The sequence below is a fragment of the Roseateles sp. P1_C6 genome, from assembly GCF_056406315.1.
Genome location: NZ_JBFUAK010000001.1, coordinates 160,308 through 181,741, shown reverse-complemented (window position 1 = coordinate 181,741; position 21,434 = coordinate 160,308). Strand labels below are relative to the sequence as shown.

General features: G+C 69.3%; 16 protein-coding genes and 1 tRNA gene. 10 read left to right on the top strand and 7 right to left on the bottom strand.

Annotation, left to right across the window (positions count from 1 at the left end; all coding sequences use genetic code 11):
* The first annotated feature begins 1 nt into the window (after position 1).
* Together AC1D29_RS00550 and AC1D29_RS00545 are read left to right on the top strand one after the other, a co-directional pair.
* Positions 2-1,003, top strand: a complete 1,002-nt coding sequence (locus tag AC1D29_RS00550; RefSeq protein WP_477893695.1) for a cupin-like domain-containing protein — start codon at positions 2-4, stop codon at positions 1,001-1,003.
* 4 nt (positions 1,004-1,007) lie between these two features.
* On the top strand, positions 1,008-3,245 hold the full coding sequence (locus tag AC1D29_RS00545; protein WP_477893693.1) for a DUF6445 family protein: 2,238 nt from the start codon (positions 1,008-1,010) through the stop codon (positions 3,243-3,245).
* On the opposite strand, the gene AC1D29_RS00540 is transcribed toward AC1D29_RS00545, so the two are convergent.
* On the bottom strand, positions 3,220-3,876 hold the full coding sequence (locus AC1D29_RS00540; RefSeq protein WP_477893691.1) for a glutathione S-transferase family protein: 657 nt from the start codon (positions 3,874-3,876) through the stop codon (positions 3,220-3,222). The two genes, AC1D29_RS00545 and AC1D29_RS00540, sit on opposite strands and share 26 nt — an antisense overlap.
* A 72-nt stretch (positions 3,877-3,948) precedes the next feature.
* Here AC1D29_RS00540 and AC1D29_RS00535 point away from each other — a divergent pair, with 72 nt between their 5' ends.
* The 6 genes from AC1D29_RS00535 to AC1D29_RS00510 all read left to right on the top strand — a co-directional run bounded on the left by AC1D29_RS00535 (position 3,949) and on the right by AC1D29_RS00510 (position 9,026).
* Positions 3,949-4,791 (top strand): DUF6597 domain-containing transcriptional factor, encoded by an 843-nt coding sequence (locus tag AC1D29_RS00535; RefSeq protein WP_477893689.1) that lies wholly within the window; start codon positions 3,949-3,951, stop codon positions 4,789-4,791.
* Positions 4,792-4,799: 8 nt separating this feature from the next.
* The gene (hemC, locus tag AC1D29_RS00530; RefSeq protein ID WP_477893687.1) at positions 4,800-5,726 is read left to right on the top strand and encodes a hydroxymethylbilane synthase; all 927 of its coding nucleotides are present in this window, start codon (positions 4,800-4,802) and stop codon (positions 5,724-5,726) included.
* Positions 5,723-6,469 (top strand): uroporphyrinogen-III synthase, encoded by a 747-nt coding sequence (locus AC1D29_RS00525; protein ID WP_477893685.1) that lies wholly within the window; start codon positions 5,723-5,725, stop codon positions 6,467-6,469. Before hemC ends, AC1D29_RS00525 begins: the two co-directional genes overlap by 4 nt.
* 109 nt (positions 6,470-6,578) lie before the next feature.
* Positions 6,579-7,631, top strand: a complete 1,053-nt coding sequence (locus AC1D29_RS00520; RefSeq protein ID WP_477893683.1) for a uroporphyrinogen-III C-methyltransferase — start codon at positions 6,579-6,581, stop codon at positions 7,629-7,631.
* A gap of 2 nt (positions 7,632-7,633) precedes the next feature.
* Positions 7,634-8,881, top strand: a complete 1,248-nt coding sequence (locus AC1D29_RS00515) for a heme biosynthesis HemY N-terminal domain-containing protein (RefSeq protein ID WP_477893681.1) — start codon at positions 7,634-7,636, stop codon at positions 8,879-8,881.
* Between the two features lie 68 nt (positions 8,882-8,949).
* Positions 8,950-9,026: transfer RNA gene (locus tag AC1D29_RS00510), tRNA-Arg, on the top strand.
* A 66-nt stretch (positions 9,027-9,092) separates the two neighbouring features.
* On the opposite strand, the gene AC1D29_RS00505 is transcribed toward AC1D29_RS00510, so the two are convergent.
* On the bottom strand, positions 9,093-10,124 hold the full coding sequence (locus AC1D29_RS00505) for a CaiB/BaiF CoA transferase family protein (RefSeq protein WP_477893679.1): 1,032 nt from the start codon (positions 10,122-10,124) through the stop codon (positions 9,093-9,095).
* A 15-nt stretch (positions 10,125-10,139) separates the two neighbouring features.
* Here AC1D29_RS00505 and greB point away from each other — a divergent pair, with 15 nt between their 5' ends.
* Positions 10,140-10,706: a transcription elongation factor GreB gene (greB, locus tag AC1D29_RS00500; RefSeq protein WP_477893677.1), complete on the top strand. Its 567-nt coding sequence runs from the start codon at positions 10,140-10,142 to the stop codon at positions 10,704-10,706.
* Here the strand turns inward: greB and AC1D29_RS00495 are convergent.
* From AC1D29_RS00495 to gmk, 5 genes are all read right to left on the bottom strand, one after another.
* Positions 10,681-12,216, bottom strand: coding sequence for a tetratricopeptide repeat protein (locus tag AC1D29_RS00495; protein WP_477893675.1), 1,536 nt, complete (start codon positions 12,214-12,216; stop codon positions 10,681-10,683). The genes greB and AC1D29_RS00495 overlap by 26 nt on opposite strands.
* A 16-nt stretch (positions 12,217-12,232) precedes the next feature.
* Positions 12,233-15,985 carry a TonB-dependent receptor gene (locus AC1D29_RS00490; RefSeq protein ID WP_477893673.1) on the bottom strand — a complete coding sequence of 1,251 codons (3,753 nt, stop codon included), beginning with the start codon at positions 15,983-15,985 and terminating at the stop codon, positions 12,233-12,235.
* A gap of 305 nt (positions 15,986-16,290) precedes the next feature.
* Complete coding sequence (locus tag AC1D29_RS00485; RefSeq protein WP_477893671.1) at positions 16,291-18,549, bottom strand: RelA/SpoT family protein; 2,259 nt, start codon at positions 18,547-18,549, stop codon at positions 16,291-16,293.
* Positions 18,550-18,623: 74 nt separating this feature from the next.
* Positions 18,624-18,827: a DNA-directed RNA polymerase subunit omega gene (rpoZ, locus tag AC1D29_RS00480; RefSeq protein ID WP_025563690.1), complete on the bottom strand. Its 204-nt coding sequence runs from the start codon at positions 18,825-18,827 to the stop codon at positions 18,624-18,626.
* A gap of 25 nt (positions 18,828-18,852) precedes the next feature.
* Positions 18,853-19,473, bottom strand: a complete 621-nt coding sequence (gene gmk, locus AC1D29_RS00475; RefSeq protein WP_477893669.1) for a guanylate kinase — start codon at positions 19,471-19,473, stop codon at positions 18,853-18,855.
* A 237-nt stretch (positions 19,474-19,710) separates the two neighbouring features.
* Here gmk and AC1D29_RS00470 point away from each other — a divergent pair, with 237 nt between their 5' ends.
* Positions 19,711-21,429 (top strand): ATP-binding cassette domain-containing protein, encoded by a 1,719-nt coding sequence (locus AC1D29_RS00470; protein ID WP_477893667.1) that lies wholly within the window; start codon positions 19,711-19,713, stop codon positions 21,427-21,429.
* Positions 21,430-21,434: the final 5 nt, after the last annotated feature.

The following is a 21,434-nucleotide window of genomic DNA, read 5'->3' as shown; positions in this document are numbered from 1 at the left end:
CATGCATGAACGCAGCGCCGTCAGCGTCGTGAGCGCCGAGGCCCTTGAAGGGGTCACTGCGGACGTGCTCCAGTCCACCCAGCCCGTGCTGCTGCGCGGCCTGGTGCGGCATTGGCCGCTGGTGCAGGCGGCGCAGCGCTCGGATCGCGACTTCTGCGACTACCTGCGTGGCTTCGGCGCCCAGACGCGCCTGGGCCTGTGGCGCGGCGCGCCTGAGATAGCCGGGCGCTTCTTCTACAACGCCGACCTCAGCGGCTTCAACTACCAGCGCGAGATCAGCACCTTCGGTGCGCTGCTGGACGAGCTGCTGGCCGGCACGGCCGACGCGCTCTACCTCGGCTCCACGGAGGTGGATAGCGCCTTCCCCGGGCTGCGCCAGCACAACGACCTGCCCGCACTCGCGCGCCTGCATCCGCATGTCAGCTTGTGGCTGGGCAACCGCATGCAGGTCGCCGCGCATTTCGACCTGCCGGACAACATCGCCTGCGTCGTCGCGGGCCGGCGCCGCTTCACGCTGTTCCCGCCCGAGCAGGTGGCCAACCTCTACATCGGCCCGCTGGACCTGACGCCCGCCGGCCAGCCCATCAGCCTGGTCGACGTGACCAAGCCCGATCTCGAGCGCTTCCCGCGCTACGCGCAAGCCCTCGAGCATGCGCAGACCTTCGAGTTGCTGCCGGGCGACGCGCTGTTCATCCCCAGCCAGTGGTGGCATGGCGTGGAGTCGCTCGAGCCCGTCAGCGCGCTCGTCAACTTCTGGTGGCGGCAGTCTCCCGACTTCATGGACACGCCGCTGAACACGCTGATGATGGCGCTGCTGTCGCTGCGCGACCTGCCGCCGGCCCAGCGCGAGGCCTGGCGCGCGCTGTTCGACCACTACGTCTTCGACGCCGACGAGCAGACGGCGGCCCACATCCCGCCTGCAGCCCGCGGCATCCTCGCGCCGATGAATGACGACAGCGCCCGCCAGCTGCGCGCGGCGCTGCGCAACCGACTCAACCGATAACGCCATGACTGCTGCCCCCAAGCCCATTCGACGCCTCGTCATCGCCGGTGGTGGCACCGCCGGCTGGATGGTCGCGGCCGGCCTCGCCAAGTGCCTGGGCAAGCAGATCGACATCCGGCTCGTGGAGTCCGAGGAGATCGGCACCGTGGGCGTGGGCGAAGCCACCATACCCACGCTGCATTTCATGCACGAGATCCTGGACCTGGACGAGAAGGAGTTCATCCAGGCCACGCAGGCCACCTTCAAGCTGGGCATCCAGTTCGACAACTGGCGCAACGTCGGCGAGCACTACTTCCACTCGTTCGGCAAGACGGGCAGCGGCCACTGGACGGCGGGCTTCCACCACTTCTGGCTGGAGGGTCGCAAGCGTGGCCTGGCCAGCGACTACGGCGACTACTGCCTGGAACTGCGCGCGGCGAAGGACAACCGCTTCGCGCTGCTGCCCGACAACGGCATCAACTACGCCTACCACTTCGACGCCACGCTGTACGGCCAGTACCTGCGCCGCTTCGCCGAAGGGCTGGGCGTGCAGCGCATCGAAGGCAAGATCGTCAAGGTCCACACCGATGCCGAGGGAGGCGACATCACCGGCATCGCGCTGGACAACGGCGCGCAGGTCGAGGGCGAGTTCTTCATCGACTGCACCGGCATGCGCTCGCTGCTGCTGGGCGAGACGCTGGGCGTGCCCTACCAGAGCTGGTCGCACTGGCTGCCCTGCGACAGCGCGCTGGCCGTGCAGACGACGTCGGTGGAAGAAGCCGTCCCCTACACGCGCTCCATCGCCCACCCCTGGGGCTGGCAATGGCGCATCCCGCTGCAGCACCGCGTCGGCAACGGCGTGGTGTTCAGCAGCAAGCACATCGCCGAGGACGAGGCCAAGGCGGCGTTGCTGGCCAATGTGCAGGGCGAGGTGCTGCGCCAGCCGCGCGTCATCAAGTTCACGCCGGGCCAGCGTGAAGTCGTCTGGAAAAAGAACTGCGTCGCCATCGGCCTGTCCAGCGGCTTCCTGGAGCCGCTGGAATCCACCAGCATCCACCTGATCCAGAAGGGCCTGACGCGCCTCGTCGAGCTCTTCCCCACCGACGGCATCTGCCAGACCGACATCGACGAGTACAACAACCAGTCGCGCGACGCCATCGAGCACATCCGCGACTTCATCATCCTGCACTACCACGTCACCAACCGCACGGACTCCGCGTTCTGGCGCCAGTGCCGCGAGATGGCGATTCCCGCATCGCTTGAGCACCGCATCCAGCTGTTCCGCGACAGCGCGCGCTTCGCGCCGCAGGTCGGCGACCTGTTCGCCGAGAACTCCTGGGTCCAGGTCATGATGGGGCAGGGCATCCTGCCGCGCAGCCACCACCCCATCACGCGCCAGATGGACAACGCGGCGCTGGCCGATTTCCTCGGCGACCTCCGCAAGGACGTGGCGCGCAAGCTGATGAAGCTGCCCAAGCATCAGCAGTTCATCGCGCAGTTCTGCCCCGCGCCCAAGGCCGAGATGGCCCCGGCGGGCGCCGCCGCACCCACGCTGGGCATCAACCCGAACGCCAGGCTGCAGACGCTGCAGCTGGCCGATGGCTCCGCGGTCTACGTGTTCGATGATTTCGTGCAGCAGCCCGACGCCCTTGTCGCCCAGGTGCAGGCGATGGCCGACCAGTTCCAGGCGCCCGCCGGCCACCCCTACCCGGGGCCGCAGCTGGCCTTCCCCGATGCGATGGCGGCCGAGCTCGATGCGTTCTTCCAGCAGCATGTCGGTCCGCGGCTGCGCGCGGGGCCGGCGATGGGCATGTATGCCCGCTTCTCGCGCGTCACGCAGGACGCCGCCACGCTGGACGCCCGCCAGCGCATCTGCCACCGCGACGACTCCGGCATCGGTGCCGGCGAGATGATCTCGGCCGCCGTCCATTACCTGTTCCAGGATGAGAAGCTCGGCGGCACGGTCTTCTTCCGTTCGCTGATGTCCGACGTCGAGACCCGCCAGTTCATGCGCGACGCCAACACCTTGCAGGCCGGCGCGTTCGGCGACAAGTACGGCATCGCGCCGGGCTACATGACCGAGAGCAACCGCTACTTCGAGGTCATCGGCCGCGTGCCCGCCAAATGGAACCGCATCGTCTTCTACAACGGCGGCCTGTTCCACTCCGGCGACATCCCATGGGCGTCGCCGGCCGACTACCAGAACGGCCCGGGCCGGCTGACCGTCAACGCCTTCTTCAGGAGCCGCCAGCCGACGGCCTAACGGCCAGCTCGGCGGCCAGCTCGGCGTCCAGCGCCTGCGCGCGCTGCGCGGCTGGGCGCGACCTGAGCCGCGCGGCATAGGCCTCGACGGCGGGCGTGGCCGGCATCAGCTGGAAGGCCAGCATGTCGGCCAGCGCATTGCCCCACAGGAAGTCAGCCACCGTCAGGCGTTCGCCCAGCAGCCAGGGCGCACCACCTGCCAATTGCTGCTGCACCAGGCGCACGACGCTGTCGAAGTCGCCATAAGGCGACCAGGAGGGTTGGCAGTCCTCGCGCTTGAGCGCCTTGTCGGTCATCGCCGGCTCGAAGCAGGAGCCGTAGAACACCATCCAACGCAGGAAGGCGCCGCGCAGCGGGTCGCCCACCGGCGGCACCAGCCCCTGCTCGGGATAGAGCTCGGCCAGGTACTGATAGACGGCGGCCTGCTCGGTGATCAGCACGCCGTCGTGCAGCAGCGCCGGCACCTTGCCCATCGGGTTGATGGCCAGGTAGGCGTGCTCGCGCTGCTGCTGGCGGGTCAGGTCCAGCACATGCAGCTCGTGCTCGGCCTGCAGCTCCTCGATGAGGATGCGCACGCCGCCGGAGCGGCTGTTGGGGGCATGGAAGAGGGTGACCAGACGGCTTGTGTTCATGGCGTTTGACAGGGTGTCGAGGGGAGCGCTGTTGTAGGCTGCGAGCCCTCTCGTCGTCTTGGAAAAACACGCATGACCGCCGCCACCCCAGCGACACCGCGCGACGCCGCCTCGCTGCGCGCCGTGACGGCGCCGGCCAAGGGCGTCGTCGACCCGGCCACGGCGCGCCGCATGTTCCGCCTCGACCGCTACGAGCCTGCACGCGACCTGGCCGCGTTCGTGGACTACCACTGGATCGTCGAGTGGGACCTGCGCGGCCAGCCGGACTTCGTGCAGCGCACCTTGCCCTACCCGCTCGTCAACGTCGTCTTCGACGCCGAGCTGACGGCCGTGTTCGGCGTCGTCAGCGGGGCCTACGAGCACCGGCTCACCGGCGCCAATCGCGGGCTGGGCGTGCGCTTTCGGCCGGGCGGCTTTCGTGGCCTGCTGGGGCGCCCGCTGCACACCATCACCGACATCCACCTGCCGCTGTCGGCCGTGTTGCCCGTGGACGATGCCGAGGCTGAGCGCACCGTGCTGAGCCAGGCCGGCGACGCCGGCATGGTGGCCGCTGCCGAGGCCTTGCTGCGCCCGCTGCTGGGCCCGCCCGACCCCAAGGTGGACCGGCTCAACGCGCTGCTGGCCCAGGTGCAGAGCGATCCGTCACTGACGCGCGTGGATGAGCTGGCCGAGCGTGCCGGCTTGGGGATGCGCGCCTTGCAGGCCTGGTTCAGCGACTACGTGGGCGTGAGCCCCAAATGGGTCATCCGCCGCTACCGCCTGCACGAGGCCGCCGACCAGCTCGCCCATGGCGCGGCGCTGGACCTGGCCGACCTGGCCCAGCGGCTGGGCTACTACGACCAGGCCCACCTCACGCGCGACTTCAGCCGCCTGGTGGGCAAGCCGCCACAGGCCTACCGTGGCCCGCCTCGATAATCGAGGCCATGACCACTTCCATCACCATCGCCACGCGCGAAAGCCGCCTGGCGCTGTGGCAGGCCGAGCATGTGCAGGCCCGCCTGGCCAACGAACTGGGCCTGACGGCCACGCTGCTGGGCATGACGACACGCGGCGACCAGATCCTGGACCGCACGCTGTCCAAGGTCGGCGGTAAGGGCTTGTTCGTCAAGGAGCTCGAAGCGGCGCTGGCCGATGGCCGCGCGCAGATCGCCGTGCACTCGTTGAAAGACGTGCCGATGGAGCTGCCCGAGGGCTTCACGCTCGCGGCAGTGCTTGAGCGCGAGGACCCGCGCGATGCGTTCGTGTCCAACGATTTCGCCTCGCTCGCCGAGCTGCCCGAGGGCGCCGTGGTGGGCAGCTCCAGCCTGCGCCGCGTGACGCAGTTGCTGAGCCGCCGGCCCGACCTGCGCGTGGAGCCATTGCGCGGCAACCTCGACACGCGGCTGCGCAAGCTGGACGAAGGCGGCTATCACGCCATCGTGCTGGCGGCCGCCGGGCTGAAGCGCCTGGGCCTGGCCCACCGAGTGCGCAGCCTGTTCGAGATCGACCAGATGCTGCCGTGCGCGGGGCAGGGCGCGCTGGGCATAGAGATCCGCGCCGATGACACCGCGCTGGCCCAGGCGCTGGCCCGGCTGACGCACCAGCCCACGCTGCTGGCTTGCGAGGCCGAACGCGCCGTGTCGCGCGCGCTGGGTGGCAGCTGCAGCCTGCCGCTGGCCGCACACGCGCACTGGCAGGGCGCCACGCTGTGCCTTGACGCGGCGCTGGGTCACGCCGAGGTCCACACATCGCCGCTGCTGCGCACCAGCGTCGCCGACAACGTCATGGACGTGGCCGCCGCCCGCGCGTTGGGCCAGCAGGCCGCCGCGCGGCTGCGCGAGCTGGGCGCAGGCTCCTACCTGCCGGGATGACGGCGCCGACACTGCTGGTCACGCGCCCGCGGCCGCAGTGCGCGGGCTGGCTGGCCCGCCTGGCCGCGCTGGGCGTGTCCGCGGTCGCGCTGCCGCTGATCGAGATCCTGCCGGCCCGCGAAACCGGCCCGGTGCAGGCCGCCTGGGCGGCGCTGCCGGCGGCGGACCTGGCCGTCTTCGTCAGCCCCAACGCTGTCGAGCACTTCTTCGCCCACGCCAGCGGCGCCTGGCCCGCGCAGACGCTGGCCGCCTGCGTTGGGCCCGGCAGTGCGCAGGCGCTGGTCGAGCGCGGCGTGCCGGCCGTGCAGATCGTCCAGCCCGCCGCCGACGCGGCCAGCCTGGACTCCGAACACCTCTGGGAACAACTGTCACCACGGCGTGATTGGCACGGCGCGCGGGTGCTGCTGCTGCGCGGTGACGGTGGCCGCGAGTGGCTGGCCGAGCGGCTGACCGAGGCCGGCGCCCAGGTCGAGGCCGTGACCGTCTACCACCGCACCGGCCCGCGCTTCAGCGCCGCCGAGCAGGCGCAGCTGGACGCCGTGCTGGCCCATCCGCAGGGCTATGTCTGGCTGTTCAGCAGCGCGGAAGCCGTGGGCCACCTGCGCGGCCGGCCGCTTGTCGGCCAGCGCGCCATCGCCACGCATCCGCGCATCGCCGACGCGGCGCTCGCCGCCGGTTTCGCGCCTGTGGTTTTGGCGCGACCCGACCCTGAAGCGGTGACTCAGGCCCTGAAACGCGTCTGACAGAATCTGCCGCACTGTGAGTGAGTCGATTTCCCCCGTCCCGGTGCCGTCCCCTGCGGCCGAGCCCGCCGCCCCGCCAGCCCCCGCCGCGCCCGCGCTGCCGGGCTGGATGCCCTGGTTGCTCGCGCTGCTGGGCGCGGCCGTGCTGCTGTGCGTCGTGCTGGCCTGGCAGAGCCTGTCGCGCCAGCAGTCGCTGGAGCAGGAGCTGGTGCGCCGCCAGGAGGCCAGCCAGGCCCAGGCCACCGAGGCGCGCCTGGCGGCCAAGCAGTCCGGCGAGCTGGTGCGCGACACCGCCGCCAAGGTGTCGCTGCTGGAGGCCCGCCTGGCCGAGGTCGCGCTGCAGCGGGGCCAGCTGGAGGAGCTGATCCAGTCCATGTCCCGCTCGCGGGACGAGAACGTCGTCGGCGACATCGAGGCCGCCATCCGCGTCGCGCTGCAGCAGACCCAGATCACCGGCAGCGCCGAGCCGCTGGTGGCCACGTTGAAGCAGGCCGACGAGCGCCTGCTGCGCTACAAGCAGCCGCGCATGGAAGGCGTGCGCCGCGCCGTTGCACGCGACCTGGACCGTGTCAAGGCGATCGCCGTCGTCGACGTGTCCACGCTGACCATCAAGCTCGACGAGGTCGTGCGCATGGCCGACGAGCTGCCGCTGATTTCAGGCGGCGACGCTGCCGCCCACCCACGGGACGAGCGCAACGGCGATGCCGCCAAGGAACGCGAACGTGCGCTGAAGCTGCAGCGCGAGCAGGCCGCTGCAGCGGCCGACGGCAAGGTCTCGCTGTGGTGGTGGCAGGCCACGCAGCAGCTGTCGACCTGGACCGGTCTGGTCTGGGGCGAGACGCGCACACTGCTGCGCGTGACGCGCATCGAACACCCCGAGGCGGCGCTGCTGTCGCCCGACCAGAGCTTCTTCCTGCGCGAAAACCTGAAGCTGCGCCTGCTGAACGCCCGCCTTGCGCTGCTGAGCCGCCAGTTCGACACCGCCCAGTCCGACCTGCGCGACAGCCAGGAGATGCTCAACCGCTACTTCGACACGCGCTCGCGCAAGGTCAGCGGCGTCGCCGAGCTGCTGCGCCAGGTGGCCGGCCAGGCCCGCCAGGTCAGCGTGCCGCGGCCGGATGACACGCTGGCGGCGTTGACGGCGGCAGCGGCGGGACGCTGATCATGAGAATCGTGATCTGGCTGGTGCTGCTGTTCGCGGTCGCCGTCGTCGCAGCGCTGACGCTGGGCTCCAACGACGGCCTGGCCAGCTTCTACTGGGCCGGCTGGCGGCTCGACATCTCGCTGAACCTGTTCCTGCTGCTGCTGGTCGCCAGCTGCTTCGCGCTCGTCACGGCCATCCAGGCCATCGAGGCGCTGACCACGCTGCCCAAGCGTGCCCGCGAATGGCGGCTGGCCCAGCGCGAGCGCAGCGCCCAGCTGGCGCTGCGCGAGGCGCTGGTCGAACTCTTCGGCGCCCGCTTCAGCCGCGCGCAGAAGGCGGCGCAGAAGGCGCTCAACATCCAGTCCGCCACGCCCGAGCTGGCGGCCGACCAGTCCTTCATGGCGCTGGCCCACCTGCTGGCCGCCGCCAGTGCGCACCGACTGCAGGACCGCCGCCATCGCGACGAGCAGCTGAACCGCGCCCTTGAACTGGCCCACCGCACCGGCGGCGCCCGTGCGCAGGAAGACGGCGCGCGCCTGCTGGCCGCCGAATGGGCGCTGGATGACCGCGACGCGGCACGCGCGCTGAGCGTGCTGGGCGAGCTGGCACCCGGCGTCGCCCGCCGCACCCAGGCGCTGCGGCTGCGGCTGCAGGCCTCGCGCCTGGCCCAGCAGCCGCTGGACGCGCTGCGCACGGCGCGGCTGCTGGCCAAGCACCAGGCCTTTTCCAAGGTTGCGGCCCAGGGGTTGCTGCGTTCGCTGGCCTTCGAGGCACTGGACGGCGCCCGTGACGTCGACCAGCTGCGCACCGTGTGGCAACAGCTGGACCCGGCCGACCGCCGCGATCCGCTGGTGGCGGCCCGCGCCGCGCAATGCGCCGGCCAGCTCGGCGCGCCGGATGATGGCCGTGGCTGGCTGCGCCCCTTCTTCGACGACCTGGCCGACCTGCAGCCCGACGACCGCGCGGTCGTTGCGAACGCGCTGGTGCCTGTACTGGCCGGCTGTGGCCCCGACTGGCTGCAACGCCTGGAGGCGGCACAGACCCGTTTCCCGCGCGAGCGTGCGCTGGCCTATGCGCTGGGCCATGCGCTGGCCGAGCGCCAGCTGTGGGGCAAGGCGCGGTTGATGCTCGAGACCGTGGCCGACGACGGCAACATGCCCAGCACCGCGCGCCGGCGCAGCTGGCTGGCGCTTGCCGCGCTGGCCGAGCAGGAGGGCGACGACGCCCGCCGCGCGCGCTGTTTCGAAGCCGCCGCGCGCCTGCCTTGAACTATTTTCAAAAAAACCGGCCAACTCTTGCCGAGGCCTGAAAAAACTGGCTATACTGTGAGGCTTCAGCGGCTGTAGCTCAGTTGGATAGAGTACTTGGCTACGAACCAAGGGGTCGTGGGTTCGAATCCTGCCAGCCGCACCAGAATAAGAAGAAATGGATACGCCTCAGAGGTTCTGCCTCTGGGGCGTTTTTCTTTGTCGCGCTGAATCAGCGGTGCGAGAAGCGCGGCGCCGCGGCCGGTTGCCAGTGGCCGTCCTCGCTCTGCACGAAGCTGCCGCGCGCCTGCGCATGGGCATGCAGCGGCGCCTCGGCCAGCGTCAGCACCGGCGCGAAGCAGACGTTCGTACCCTCCAGCAGCGCGGTCCACTCGTCGCGCGTCTTGTCGCGGATGCGTGCGGCCACGCGCTCGCGCAGCGCGGGCCATTGGCGGCGGTCCTGTTGGGCCGCGGCGTCCACATCATCGAAGCCCAGCCGCTGCAGCAGTTCGGCGTAGAACTGCGGCTCCAGCGCGCCCAGCGACACGAAGCGGCCGTCGGCGCATTCGAAGCAGTCGTAGAAGGGCGAGCTGTGCAGGAAGTAGTTCTGCGCCGGGTCGTCGCTCCAGTTGCCCGCGCCGCGCAGCGAATGCAGCAGGCTGGACAGCAGGCCCACGCCGTCCACCATGGCCGCGTCGACGACCTGGCCGCGGCCGCTGCGCTGGGCTTCCCACAGCGCGGCCATCAACCCGAAGGCCAGGAACATTGCACCGCCGCCCATGTCGCCGACCAGCGTGGCCGGCAGGCTGGGGGCCGCGCCCGCACGGCTGGCGACCGACAGCACACCGGTCAGCGCGACGTAGTTGATGTCGTGTCCGGCCGCCTGCGCCAGCGGCCCGGTCTGGCCCCAGCCGGTCACGCGGCCGTAGACGAGGCGAGGGTGGCTGGCCGTGAAGGTGTCGGGCCCCAGGCCCAGCCGCTCCATGACGCCGGGGCGAAAGCCTTCGATCAGCGCGTCTGCGCCCTCGATGAGACGACGCGCCTCGGCGAGACCCTCGGTCGTCTTCAAATCCAGACAGACGCGCCGCTTGCCGCGGTCCAGCGCCGTGCCGGTGTCCAGCACCTGGCCGCCAGGGCGTTCGATGACGGTGACCTCCGCGCCATGGTCGGCCAGCAGCATGCCCGCCAGCGGGCAGGGGCCGATGCCGGCCATTTCGATGACGGTGAGGCCGGCCAGCGGGCCGCAGCGAGGTGAGGCGTCCATGGCGACAATGCTCGCATGAGCAAGGCCTTCACCAAGGAATCCGATGCGGCCGACGATGACGATGGCGACGGCCCGTCGTTGCCGGCCCTGCCGGCCGGCACGCGCAACTACCTGACGCCGGCCGGCTATGCACGGCTGCGCGCCGAGTTCATGGAGTTGCTGGACGTGGAGCGGCCCAAGATCGTCGAGATCGTCTCCTGGGCGGCCAAGAACGGCGACCGCTCGGAGAACGGCGACTACCTGTACGGCAAGAAGCGGCTGCGCGAGATCGACCGCCGGCTGCGCTTCCTGACCAAGCGGCTGGACATCGCCGAGGTCGTGGACCCCAGCGCGCACTTCGGCAGTGAGCAGATCTTCTTCGGCGCGACGGTGACCTATGCCAACGCCAAGGGCGAGGAGAAGACGATCACGATCAAGGGCATCGACGAATCGGACAGCCTGGCCGGCGAGGTCAGCTGGATCGCCCCCATCGCGCGCACGCTGCTGAAGGCGCGGGTGGGCGACGAGCTGCAGCTGGTCACGCCGGTGGGCGTCGAGAAGATCGAGGTGGTCGAGGTCAGCTACCCCGCGCCTGCGGCTTGAGCATCGCGTCGGCGCGCGCCTTGTCCTCGGGCGACAACTTGGCGGCCACGGCGGCCTGCGCTGCACCGGCCTGCGGGTGGCCCATGGCCTTGCTGAGGCTGAGCCAAGCGTAGGCGGCGGGCAAGTCCTTCTCGCCACCCTGGCCCTGGGCCAGCATGACGGCGAGGTTGAACATCGCGTCCGGGTGGCGGCGCTGCGCGGCGGCCTGGAACAGCTTGCGCGCGGTCGGCAGGTCCTGGCCCACGACTTCGCCGCGGTAGAAGAAGGTGGCCAGCGCGTTCTGCGCGTCGGCATGGCCCTTCAGCGCGGCGTCCTTGTAGAGCACCAGCGCGCGTTCGGGCGCGGCGGGCACGCCCTCGCCCAGGTCCAGCATGCGCGCGGCGGCGTAGGTGGCCTCCAGGTGGCCGGCCTTGACGGCGGCGCCGTAGTAGGCGCCGGCGCGCGGCAGGTCCAGCGGGATGCCCTCCGGCTGGCGCGGCAACTGGTGGTGGTAGAGCTGGCCCAGCACGTACAGCGCCGGCACATGGCCGGCCTCGGCCGCGCCCTGCAGATAGGTCAGCGCGCGTTTCGCATCGGGCGCCGTGCCGATGCCGCTGAGGTTGGCCTGGCCCAGCAGCGTGCCGGCGGGCTCGAAGCCGTAGTCCAGCGCCTTGGCCCACCAGCGGTAGGCCTCGGCAGGGTCTCGCTTCATGCCCTGGCCGGTCAGGTGGATGCGCGCCAGCAGCAGCGCCGCCTCGACGCGGGTGTTGATGTTGTCGGGCTTTTGCGGGTCGAAGCGCAGCCGGTCGCCCACCGGGTCGTAGCGCGCGTCGATGACCTTGCGCAGCCATTCGATGGCCTTGGGCGTGCTGGCCGGCGTGCCCAGGCCCAGCAGGTGGATGCGGCCCAGCATCATGGCCGCCTCTTCGTAGCCCAGCTTGGCCCAGCCCTCCTCGAAGCGCTGCCGCGCCTCGACGAAGTTGCCGGCCTCGTAGGCGTCGAAGGCCTGCGTCAGCGACTTGTCCTTGCGCGCGATCCAGTTGCGGCCGGCGGCAAAGCGCTTGTCGCCCGCCGAGCAGGCCACCGACGGCGCCATCGCGTCCGGCCCCTGGGTGCTGACGACGTTCTCCTCGACGGCGCTGCCGACCGCGGCGGTCTTGGCGTTGCCTTCGGGGCTGAGGTCGCTGAAGCGCTCGGCCTCGTTGGACGGGCTGTCCTGCAGCCCGAAGTCGCGCATGTAGGCCAGCGTGACCTCGTCCTCGGCGGCCGAGTAGCCGCTCATGAACGCGCAGGAGGACGCGAACTGGCGCGACAACACCTTGCTCTTGGCGGCCGAGACGATGGACGGGTCGACGCCACCGCCGCGCTGGCCGGTGACCTTGACGGCGTTCAGCGTGTTCGGCGCCGCTGCGGGCGCACTGGCTGCAGCCTGTTGCGCCTGCGCTGGCGGCAATGCCAGGGCCAGAGAAAGCGCCAGACCGGCATGCGCCGCCCAGCTTCGGGTGAAGAAAGGGCGGGCGCTGCGGGTCATGGACTTTTCCGTGGGCTCAGCGTGCGCTGCGGATGGTCATGCCCACCATGAAGCGGCGGCCGTTGTAGCCGTCGCCGTAGATGCTGGGAATACCGTCGGCATAGTCCTGGTAGCCGCCCGTGGTGCTCTGCGTGCGCTCGCCGGTCAGGTTGCGCACGTCGGCAAACAGCTCCAGGCCGTTCTTGAACTTGTACGACACCTTGGCGTCGATGAACGCGGTGCGGTTGCCGAAGATGGGCGCACCGGGGTTGTAGGGCAGGCGGTAGCTGGACGTGCCGATGGACGGGTAGTTGTTGACGCCCACGCTGTTCGACGAATTCGGCGAGAACGTGAAGTAGCGCGCCGCCACCACCTGCATCGCGACACGGGCCTGGAAGCCGCCGTCGTCATACCAGAGCGAGGCGTTCCACGAGTACTTGGGCTCGTTGGCCACCGGCAGCACGTCGCCGCTGATCAGATCCAGCGTCGGTGCGCCCTGGGTCGAACGCACGCGGCTGTAGTTGGCGTCCATGCCGGTGTAGCGCAGGATGGATGGCAGGAAGGTGAAGGCCGTCTTCATGCCCAGCTCGATGCCGCGGCGGGTCGACGCGGGCGCGTTGTCCCACTGGTTGAAGCCGAACTCGATGTCCTTCAGCGGGATGCCGGAGACCGGGTCGATGGCGCTGCTTTTGGCAAACACCTTGTTGTTCTGGCGCGGTGCGACCAGCGTGGGCGCGCCGATCAGGCCGCGCTGGCGGAACACGCCCACCGTCAGCATGGTGTCGCGGTTGGCATACCACTCCAGCGACAGGTTCTGGTTGACGTTGGTCTGCGGCTTCAGGTCCGGGTTGCCCATGGTGCCGGAGCAGTTCTGGTCGGCGGAGGAGCCGTCCGGTTCCTCCGGGTTGTCTTCGATGACTTCGCTGAAGGTGCAGGTGTTGCCGGACGGCAGCAGCTTGGACACCGGCGGGCGGGCGATGGTCTTGCCGATGGAGTAGCGCAACGCGAGCTTGTCGACGATGGGCCACAGCGCCAGGTTCAGCGAGGGCATCACGTCGGTGGACTTGCCGGCGACCGAGGTGTTCTGGCTGAAGGCGGCGATGGACAGGCCGGCGGCCGCGTTCGGGTTGAGCGGATCGAAGGAGGCCGTCTTGCGCACGGACCGGAAGGTCATGTAGCCGGTGCCCGACACCTCGGTCTGCACGACGCGAACGCCGAAATTGCCCGCCAGCTCCATGCCGAAGGGCAGGGCCCAATCGGTGAAGGGCACGCGGTCCGTCTCGAAGTCCGTCATCAGGTAGGCGGCCTTGGACTTTTCGGAGAATTTGGTCACCGGCATGTCATAGACCTTGCCGTCGCTGGCCGTGCAGCTGCGGAAGCAATCCAGGCGCACCGGCACACCGGCCAGCGCGAACAGCTTGTCGATGTCGATCTGGTTCCAGCCGTCGATCAGCGTCGCGGGGCGGTCCTTGGAGCCGCCGTAGAACTGGCCGGCCGGGGTCAGCGTCATGGTCTGGCGGACCAGTTCTTCGTACTGCGCACGGGTCAGCGTGGTGGTGCCGGCCGCCACGCCGCCGATGCCCGTGTTGAGCTGGTTGTTCGGCACATAGCCGGCGGGCGCGCAGGGCTGGCCGCCCGCGCCCAGCGAGCCGGCCGTGTTCTCGCAGCCGATGACGTTCCAGCGCGTGTTGACCTGGGGCATGTAGACACCCGGCACGAAGCCGGCCGTGCCATAGGTGCCGATGGGCTCCTTGATCGTGCCACCGGCGCCGGACCAGAAGTTGCCGCCGGTGTCGCGGTAGTTCACGCCGCCCTTGAGCGACGTGAAGAAGGGCAGCTTGTCCTGCAGGTCGTAGGCGAGGTCGAGCTTGCCGGTCTTCTCGCTGCTGTCCGTGTCGAAGGAGCGGATGACCTGCAGCAGCGTGTTGTTGGTGTACAGCGCGCGCTGCGCGGTCGTGTACGCCGGCACCGTCGTCGGGTTGACGGCGGAGGCGGCAAAGAGTGCCGTCGGTGCGCCGGGGGTCAGCTGGGCGTAGGCCGGGAAGTTGAGCTGGTCGTTGGTGCTGCCGTCGGGCAGCGTGAAGGCCCAGATGCCGTTGGGCTGCAGCGCGTAGTTGCCGACGCCGTAGGGATAGCTGAACGACGCGCGGCGGTCATAGCGCATGGCCGTGGACTTCGTCGTGCCGATCAGGAACTGCGCGCTCAGGCGTCCGTCGCGGTATTCGCCGCCGCCGATCAGCGTCTTCGAATCGGTGTCGATGGTGCTGAAGATGGTGTCGGTGCCGTAGGAGCCGTTGGGCGTCGAGTAGCTGGTCACATGGTGGGACGAGTCCACCGTGTAGCCGGGCATGATGCTGGTCGTGGCGCCGAGGATCAGCGGCGCGTTGTTGGTGCGGAAGGAGTAGGTGTTGGGGAGCGTCGAGCCGCCGACGCCCGGTGCCAGCACGCGCGTGTTCGCCGTCACGTTGTCCGTGAAGGTGCCGGCCCCGTTGAACAGCGGGCTGCTGCCAACGCCCAGGAAGCCGACGATGTCGTCCACGTGCCGGGTGTTGGCGCTGAGCTTGGTGTAGACCGTCAGCTTGTCGTTGACCTTGAAGTCCAGGCGGATGTCGCCGCCGCTGCGTTTGTCGTCCTGGCTCTTGAAGTTGAAGCGGAAGCCCGCCGTCTGCGACGGGGTGTAGTCGTTCCACTGGTTCAGGCAGCTCGTCAGCTCGTTCACGCGCTGCGTGTAGGCGGCGGTGCGGTTGGCGCTGACGATGGCATTGCTCTGCGTCGTCGTCAGGTAGGGGAAGGCGGCGAAGCAGTCTGCCTTGGTCTGGGCTGCGGCCGACTTGGTCAGCACTTCCAGCGGCGTGGCGGCGTTGAAGAAGCCGCCGGCGATCAGCGGCGAGGCCAGCGTCGTGGCGGTGGCGGCCGGGTCGGTCTTGGACAGCGTGTTCGGGTTGAAGGTGAAGGTCTTCTCGGGCGAACCGTCGAAGTCCGCCAGGCGCACCAGGCCCTGCTGGTTGTTGCTGCCGCCCTGCGTCACGCCATGCTGCTCGCTCTTGTAGCGCGACTGGTTCAGGTTGACCAGCACGCCCAGGCGCTTGTCCAGGAACTTGTCGGCCAGCACCAGGTTGAAGTTGGGCGTGGTCTGCTTGTTCAGGTCGCTCTTGGTGGCGGCGGCGCGGAAGGAATAGAAGGGCTTGTCGAAGTCCAGGCCGGTGCGGGTCGTGATGATGACGCCGCCGCCCAGTGAGCCTTCCACCATTGCGGCGGTGGAGCCCTTGACGATGTCGACGCTCTTGATCAGGTCGGAGGACAGTTCGCGGAACTCGGTGCCGCGACCGTCGCCGCCGCCCAGCAGGTCGGTGCCGGCGCCCGAGCGCACGGCCATGCCGTCCAGCTCCACGCGGGTCAGTTCCGGGCCGTTACCGCGGATGGACACGTTGACGCCCTCGCCGAAGTCGCCGCGGTCCAGCGCGACGCCGGCGATGCGCGAGATGGCCTCGCCGATGTTGCGGTCCGGGAAGGCGCCCACGTCCTCGGCGACGATGGAGTCCTGGGCGGTGGCCGCGTTCTTCTTGCGGTTGATGCTGGACTGCTGCGACTGGCGCGTGCCGATGATCAGCACCGACTCCAGCTCGTTGACCGGTGCCTTGGGCTTGGCCTCGGCCGGCTTGGCCGCTTGCGTTGCCGGCTCCGCGGTTTGCTGGGCCAGGGCCGCCTCATGCGCCAGCAGGGCGACGGCGAGGGACACGGCGGTGGCGATGCGGTCATGCCGCAGCAAGGGGGTGCTGATCAGGGTCACGAGGGGTCTCCGCGAGCCGGTCTTTCCGGCCATCGTTGTAGTCAAAGGGCGGTGCCCTGGCAGCGGCCGGACCTGCAGGGGCAGGGCGGTCCATCTGCGCGGCGGAGAGCTCGTCGGGTCACTCCACTGCAGGCGTCGGAGCGGACCTTAAACAGCGAGTTACAAGCGGAGAAATACGATTTCGGCGATTTGCTATCCCGAAACGCAATACCGGGGCCAGAAACAATGGTTAACCCGGGGACGTGGACAGAAACACTCAAGGCGGTGAGCGGCCCCGTGCCGTCACCGCAGCGCCGACAGCGATGTCAGGGCTTGACCCGTGACACCCGCTGCACGGCTGGCGTGCGCCGCAGCACGCGCAACACGTCGGCCAGGTGCAGCCGGTCGCGCACGGCGATCAGCAGGTTCATCTCCGCCGTCTCGCGCAGCGGCGCGTCGTCGCCCATGGCGATGTGGGTGATGTCGGCCTCGGCCTGCGCCACCGCCTGGGCCACCTGGGCCAGCACGCCCTTGCCGTTGCTCAGCAGCAGCGAGATGCTGGCCTCGAAGCTGCGGCTCAGCTCCTCGGCCCATTCGACCTGGATCCAGTGCTCGCTGTCGCGCTGGAACAGCCGTTTGCCGACGGCGCATTCGCAGGTGTGCACGATCAGGCCCTCGCCGCGGCCCAGGTAGCCGCGCACCTCGTCGCCGGGGATGGGGCGGCAGCAGCTGGCCAGCTGCACCGACGCGCCCTCGCTGCCGTCGATGGTCACGCTGCCCTGGTCGGCCGGCGCCTCGCCGAAGCGGCCCAGCGTCAGCGCCAGCGCGTCCGGTTTCTGGCCTTGATCGGCCATCAGCCGGGCCAGCTTCTTGGCGATGATGGCGGCGATCTTGCGGCCCGCGCCGATGTCGATCAGCAGCTGCTCGGTGCCGGCGCTGCCGGCCCACGTGGCCAGTTCGTGCCAGATCGCCACGGCCGGGTCGTCCAGCTCCAGGCTGGGCAGGCCCAGGCCCTCGACACGCATGGCCTGGGCCAGCATCTTCTCGCCCAGCTCGCGCGACTCTTCCTGCTCCAGGTCCTTCAGGTAATGGCGGATCTTGGAGCGCGCGCGGCCGGTGCGCACGAAGCTCAGCCAGGCCGGATTGGGGCTGGCGCCGGGCGCCGTGATGACCTCGACGATGTCACCGCTCTTCAGCTCGGCGCGCAGCGGCACAGCCTCGCCGTTGACCTGGGCGGCCACGCAGTGGTCACCGACGTCGGAGTGGATGGCGTAGGCGAAGTCCACCGGCGTCGCGCCCTTGGGCAGCGCCATGATCTTGGACTTGGGCGTGAAGACGTAGATCGCGTCCGGGAACAGGTCGATCTTGACGTGCTCCAGGAACTCGTTGGCGTCGCGCGTTTCGTCCTGGATGTCGATCAGGCTTTGCAGCCAGCGCGCATTGGCCTGCTGCGCGATCAGCGCCGAGGCCTGCTTGCCGCGGCTCTTGTAGATCCAGTGCGCGGCCACCCCCTGCTCGGCGATCTGGTGCATGCCCTCGGTGCGCAGCTGGAACTCCAGCGGCGTGGCCAGCGGCCCCATCAGCGTCGTGTGCAGCGACTGGTAGCCGTTGTCCTTGGGCGTGGCGATGTAGTCCTTGAAGCGGCCCGCTTGCGGCTTGTAGAGCTGGTGCAGCACGCCCAGCGCCGTGTAGCACTGCAGTGGCTCTTCGGTCAGGATGCGAAAGCCGAAGATGTCGCTGACCTGGGCGAAGGACAGGCCGCCCTTCTCGCGCATCTTCTTGTAGATGGAATAGACCGTCTTCTCGCGCCCCTGCACCTCCACGCGCAGGCTGGCCTTGGCAAAGGCAGCGCGGATCTCGCCCTCGATGCGCGACACCAAGTCGCGGCGGTTGCCGCGCGCCTTGCCCACCGCCTTGGACAGCGCCGCGTAGCGCCAGGGGTGGAAGTACTGGAAGGACAGGTCCTGCAGCTCGCGGAAGGTCTGGTTCAGGCCCAGCCGGTGCGCGATGGGCGCGTAGATGTCGAAGGTCTCGCGGGCGATGCGGCGCGACTTGTGCGGCGCCATCGCGCCCATGGTGCGCATGTTGTGCAGGCGGTCGGCCAGCTTGATCAGGATGACGCGCAGGTCGCGCGCCATCGCCAGCAGCATCTTGCGGAAGGACTCGGCCTGCGATTCCTCCTTGGTGGAGAACTGCAGCTTGTCCAGCTTGGTCAGTCCGTCGACCAGGTCCGCCGTGGTGGCGTCAAACTTCTCGATCAGCTCGGTCTTGGAGACGCCGCAGTCCTCGACCACGTCGTGCATCAGCGCTGCCATCAGCGCCTGGGCATCAAGCCGCCATTCGGCGCAGATGCCGGCAACTGCGATCGGATGCGTGATGTAGGGCTCGCCGGTGGCGCGTTTCTGGCCCAGGTGGGCCTCGTCGGCGAAGCGGTAGGCGTCGCGGATGCGCTTCACCTCCGCCTTGCTCAGGTAGCCGAGCTTGGGCAGCAGCGCGTCGAAGGAAGCCGCCTCGGCCGCAGTCGGCGGCGCCGGCTGGCGCAATCCAGGCAGCGTGAACCAGGCGGTGAGGGAGCGTTGGGCCATGCTTCGAATTTATCCGATGGCCAAAAGGCAACGGGCGTCCAAGGACGCCCGTTTCATGTTCAGCGGGTGACGGATTAGACCGGGACCTTGCGCAGCATCTCGATGCCGACTTCGCCAGCGGCGATTTCGCGCAGCGCGGTCACGCCAGGCTTGTTCTTGCTCTCGATGCGGGGGCTGTGGCCTTGGCTCAGCATGCGGGCACGGTAGGTGGCGGCCAGCACCAGCTGGAAGCGGTTCGGGATCTTGGTCAGGCAGTCTTCAACGGTGATGCGGGCCATGGTGTTCCTAGGGTGTTTGCGGCGATCAGGGCAGATCGAGCGCTTGAAAGACCGCCGAGCGGTTCCGGCGCTGAGCCGCGTATTTTAGCCTTTGTGCGTGGACGATGGCTTTCAGGTCGAAGACTGCCGTGTCGAACACCGCATTCACGACGACGAAATCGAAGTTCTGCGCCTGTGCCACCTCCACCCGCGCGTTGGCCATGCGCTTGGCGATGACGTCGGGCGCCGTGTCGCCGCGGCGGTTCAGGCGCGACTGCAATTCGTCCCAACTGGGCGGCAGGATGAAGATCAGCACGGCATAGGGGAAGAGCTGCTTGATCTGCAGCGCGCCCTGGAAGTCGATCTCCAGCACGACGTCCTCGCCATGCTGCATGCGTGCCTCGATGGCCGCGCGCGACGTGCCATAAAGGTTGCCGTGCACCTCGGCCCATTCAAAGAACTCGCCGCGCTCGGCCATCGCGCGGAACTCGTCCGGCGTGATGAACCAGTATTCGCGACCATGCTGCTCCTGCCCGCGCGGCCCGCGCGAGGTGTGGGAGATGGACACGGCCAGTTTGGCGTCCAGTTCCAGCAGGGCCTTGACGAGGCTGGATTTGCCCGCGCCGCTGGGTGCGGCGACGACGAAGAGATTGCCGGGGTATTCCATTTGCCTTGATTTATTGAACGTGTTGGCCGGTGAGCGGTCAGTTTTGCGCAAGCGTCAAAACTCACAGATGCCCGTATAACTTGACATCAGTCAGGGTTTTGGCGGGATTTTCCTTCAATGCAGCGCTTTTTCCGGCGGATATCATCGATTGGATAGCCAAAAGGCCTTCTTAATCCTCTTTCTTCCATCCCGCCTGGTCCCTTGTCGCCAGCGTGAGGTACGAGTCGCTACCGACGCATGCGTGAAGCCATCCTGCTGTTCCTCCGCGCGAACCGTCGTCACCTGATCGATCTGGCTCTGGCGAGCTTGCTGGTCAACGCCTTCGTGTTGACGCTGCCGCTGTTCTCGATGCTTGTCTATGACAAGGCGGTCGGGAATGAGTTGCACGAGACGCTGTGGGCGCTGGCGTTGGGCATGGGATTGCTGTTTGCGCTGGAGCTGGTGCTGCGCCTGTCGCGTGTGCTGCTGGTGGAGCATGCCGGAGCGCGATGGGACATGCATCTGGACGAGCGCCTGCTGCGCGGCGTGCTGGCCGCGCCGGCCTCCAGGCCACTGGCCGTGGGCACGCTGCTGTCGCGCTACCGCGAGCTGGGGTCCACGCGCGACGTGCTGTCCGCCCAGTTCCTGCTGCCGCTGGCCGACGTGCCGTTCGCCGTGCTGTTCGCCATCGTGCTGGCCGTCATCGCCGGGCCGCTGGTGCTGATCCCGATCGGTTTTGGCGTGCTGCTGCTGGGGGTGGGCGGTGTGCTGCAGGCTGCCGCGGCGCGCCGCTCACGCGTGGCCACACAGGCTTCCAGTACCAAGCTGTCATGGCTGGTGGACGTGTTGATGGCGCGCGAGAGCGTCATGTCCGTCGCCGCCGCCCGCGTGGCCGAGCGCGGCCTGCGCGAACCGTCGGCCATCGCCGCACGTGCAGCGTCGCGGGCCAGGGTCTGGCAACAGGTCAGCCAGCAGTTGTTGCCGGTGGGCATGTCGGCCTGCACCGTGCTGACGCTGGTGGCCGGCGTCTACCGCATCGAAGCCCAGGCGCTCAGTGTTGGCGGGCTGATCTCCACGACCATGCTGGGCGGGCGGCTGGTGAGTTCCATCTGCCTGTTCGCGCCGGTGGTGCTGCGCTGGCAGGAGTTCATGCGCGCGCTGCGCGACATGACCCAGACCGTCGCACTGGACGCGGCGACGCTGCCGGACCGCGAAGTGGGCGGCCCATTGGGTGCCGCGGCGGCCGAGGGCGTGCGCCTGGCCGGCGTGGGCTTTGCCTACCCGGATCGGCCTGCGGTGCTGGCCGACCTGACCGTGACGCTGAAGCCGGGCGAACTGGTCGCCGTCGTCGGCAGCTCCGGTGCCGGCAAGTCGACGCTGCTGAAGCTGCTGGCCGGGCATGTGGTGCCGACGTCGGGCCAGTTCGCCTTGGGCGGCCGTGTCGTGTCGGACGATCTGACGCGCCGCTGGCTGGCCGGTGCCGTGGCCTACAAGCCGCAGGAGCCGGGCTTCCTGGCCGGGCGGCTGCTGGACGTCGTCGCGCCGGGCGAAGGCGACGCCCGCGAGGCCGAGCTGCTGCGCACGCTGCGCGTGGCGGGCCTGGGCCCGCAGCTGGACCGAGGCGAGCTGGGCCTGAACACCGAGCTGGGGCCCAACGGCGCCGGGCTGTCGGGTGGCCAGCGGCAGATGCTGGCGCTGGCGCGCGTGCTGCACCAGACGTCGGACCTGATGCTGCTGGACGAGCCCACGCTGGGGCTGGACCGCCAGGCCCAGGAAGGTTTTCTCGCGGCGCTGCCGGGCTGGAAGGACGGGCGCTGCGTCGTCGTCGCCACGCACAGCGCCGAGTTGATCCAGATCTGTGACCGCGTGCTGGTGCTGGAGCGCGGCCGCTTGGTGGCCGACGCGCCTCCGCAGCGCCTGCTGGCGCCCGGTGCGGTGACCCCGCGCACGCCGGCGCCGCGCTCGACGTCCGCCTGAAGGAA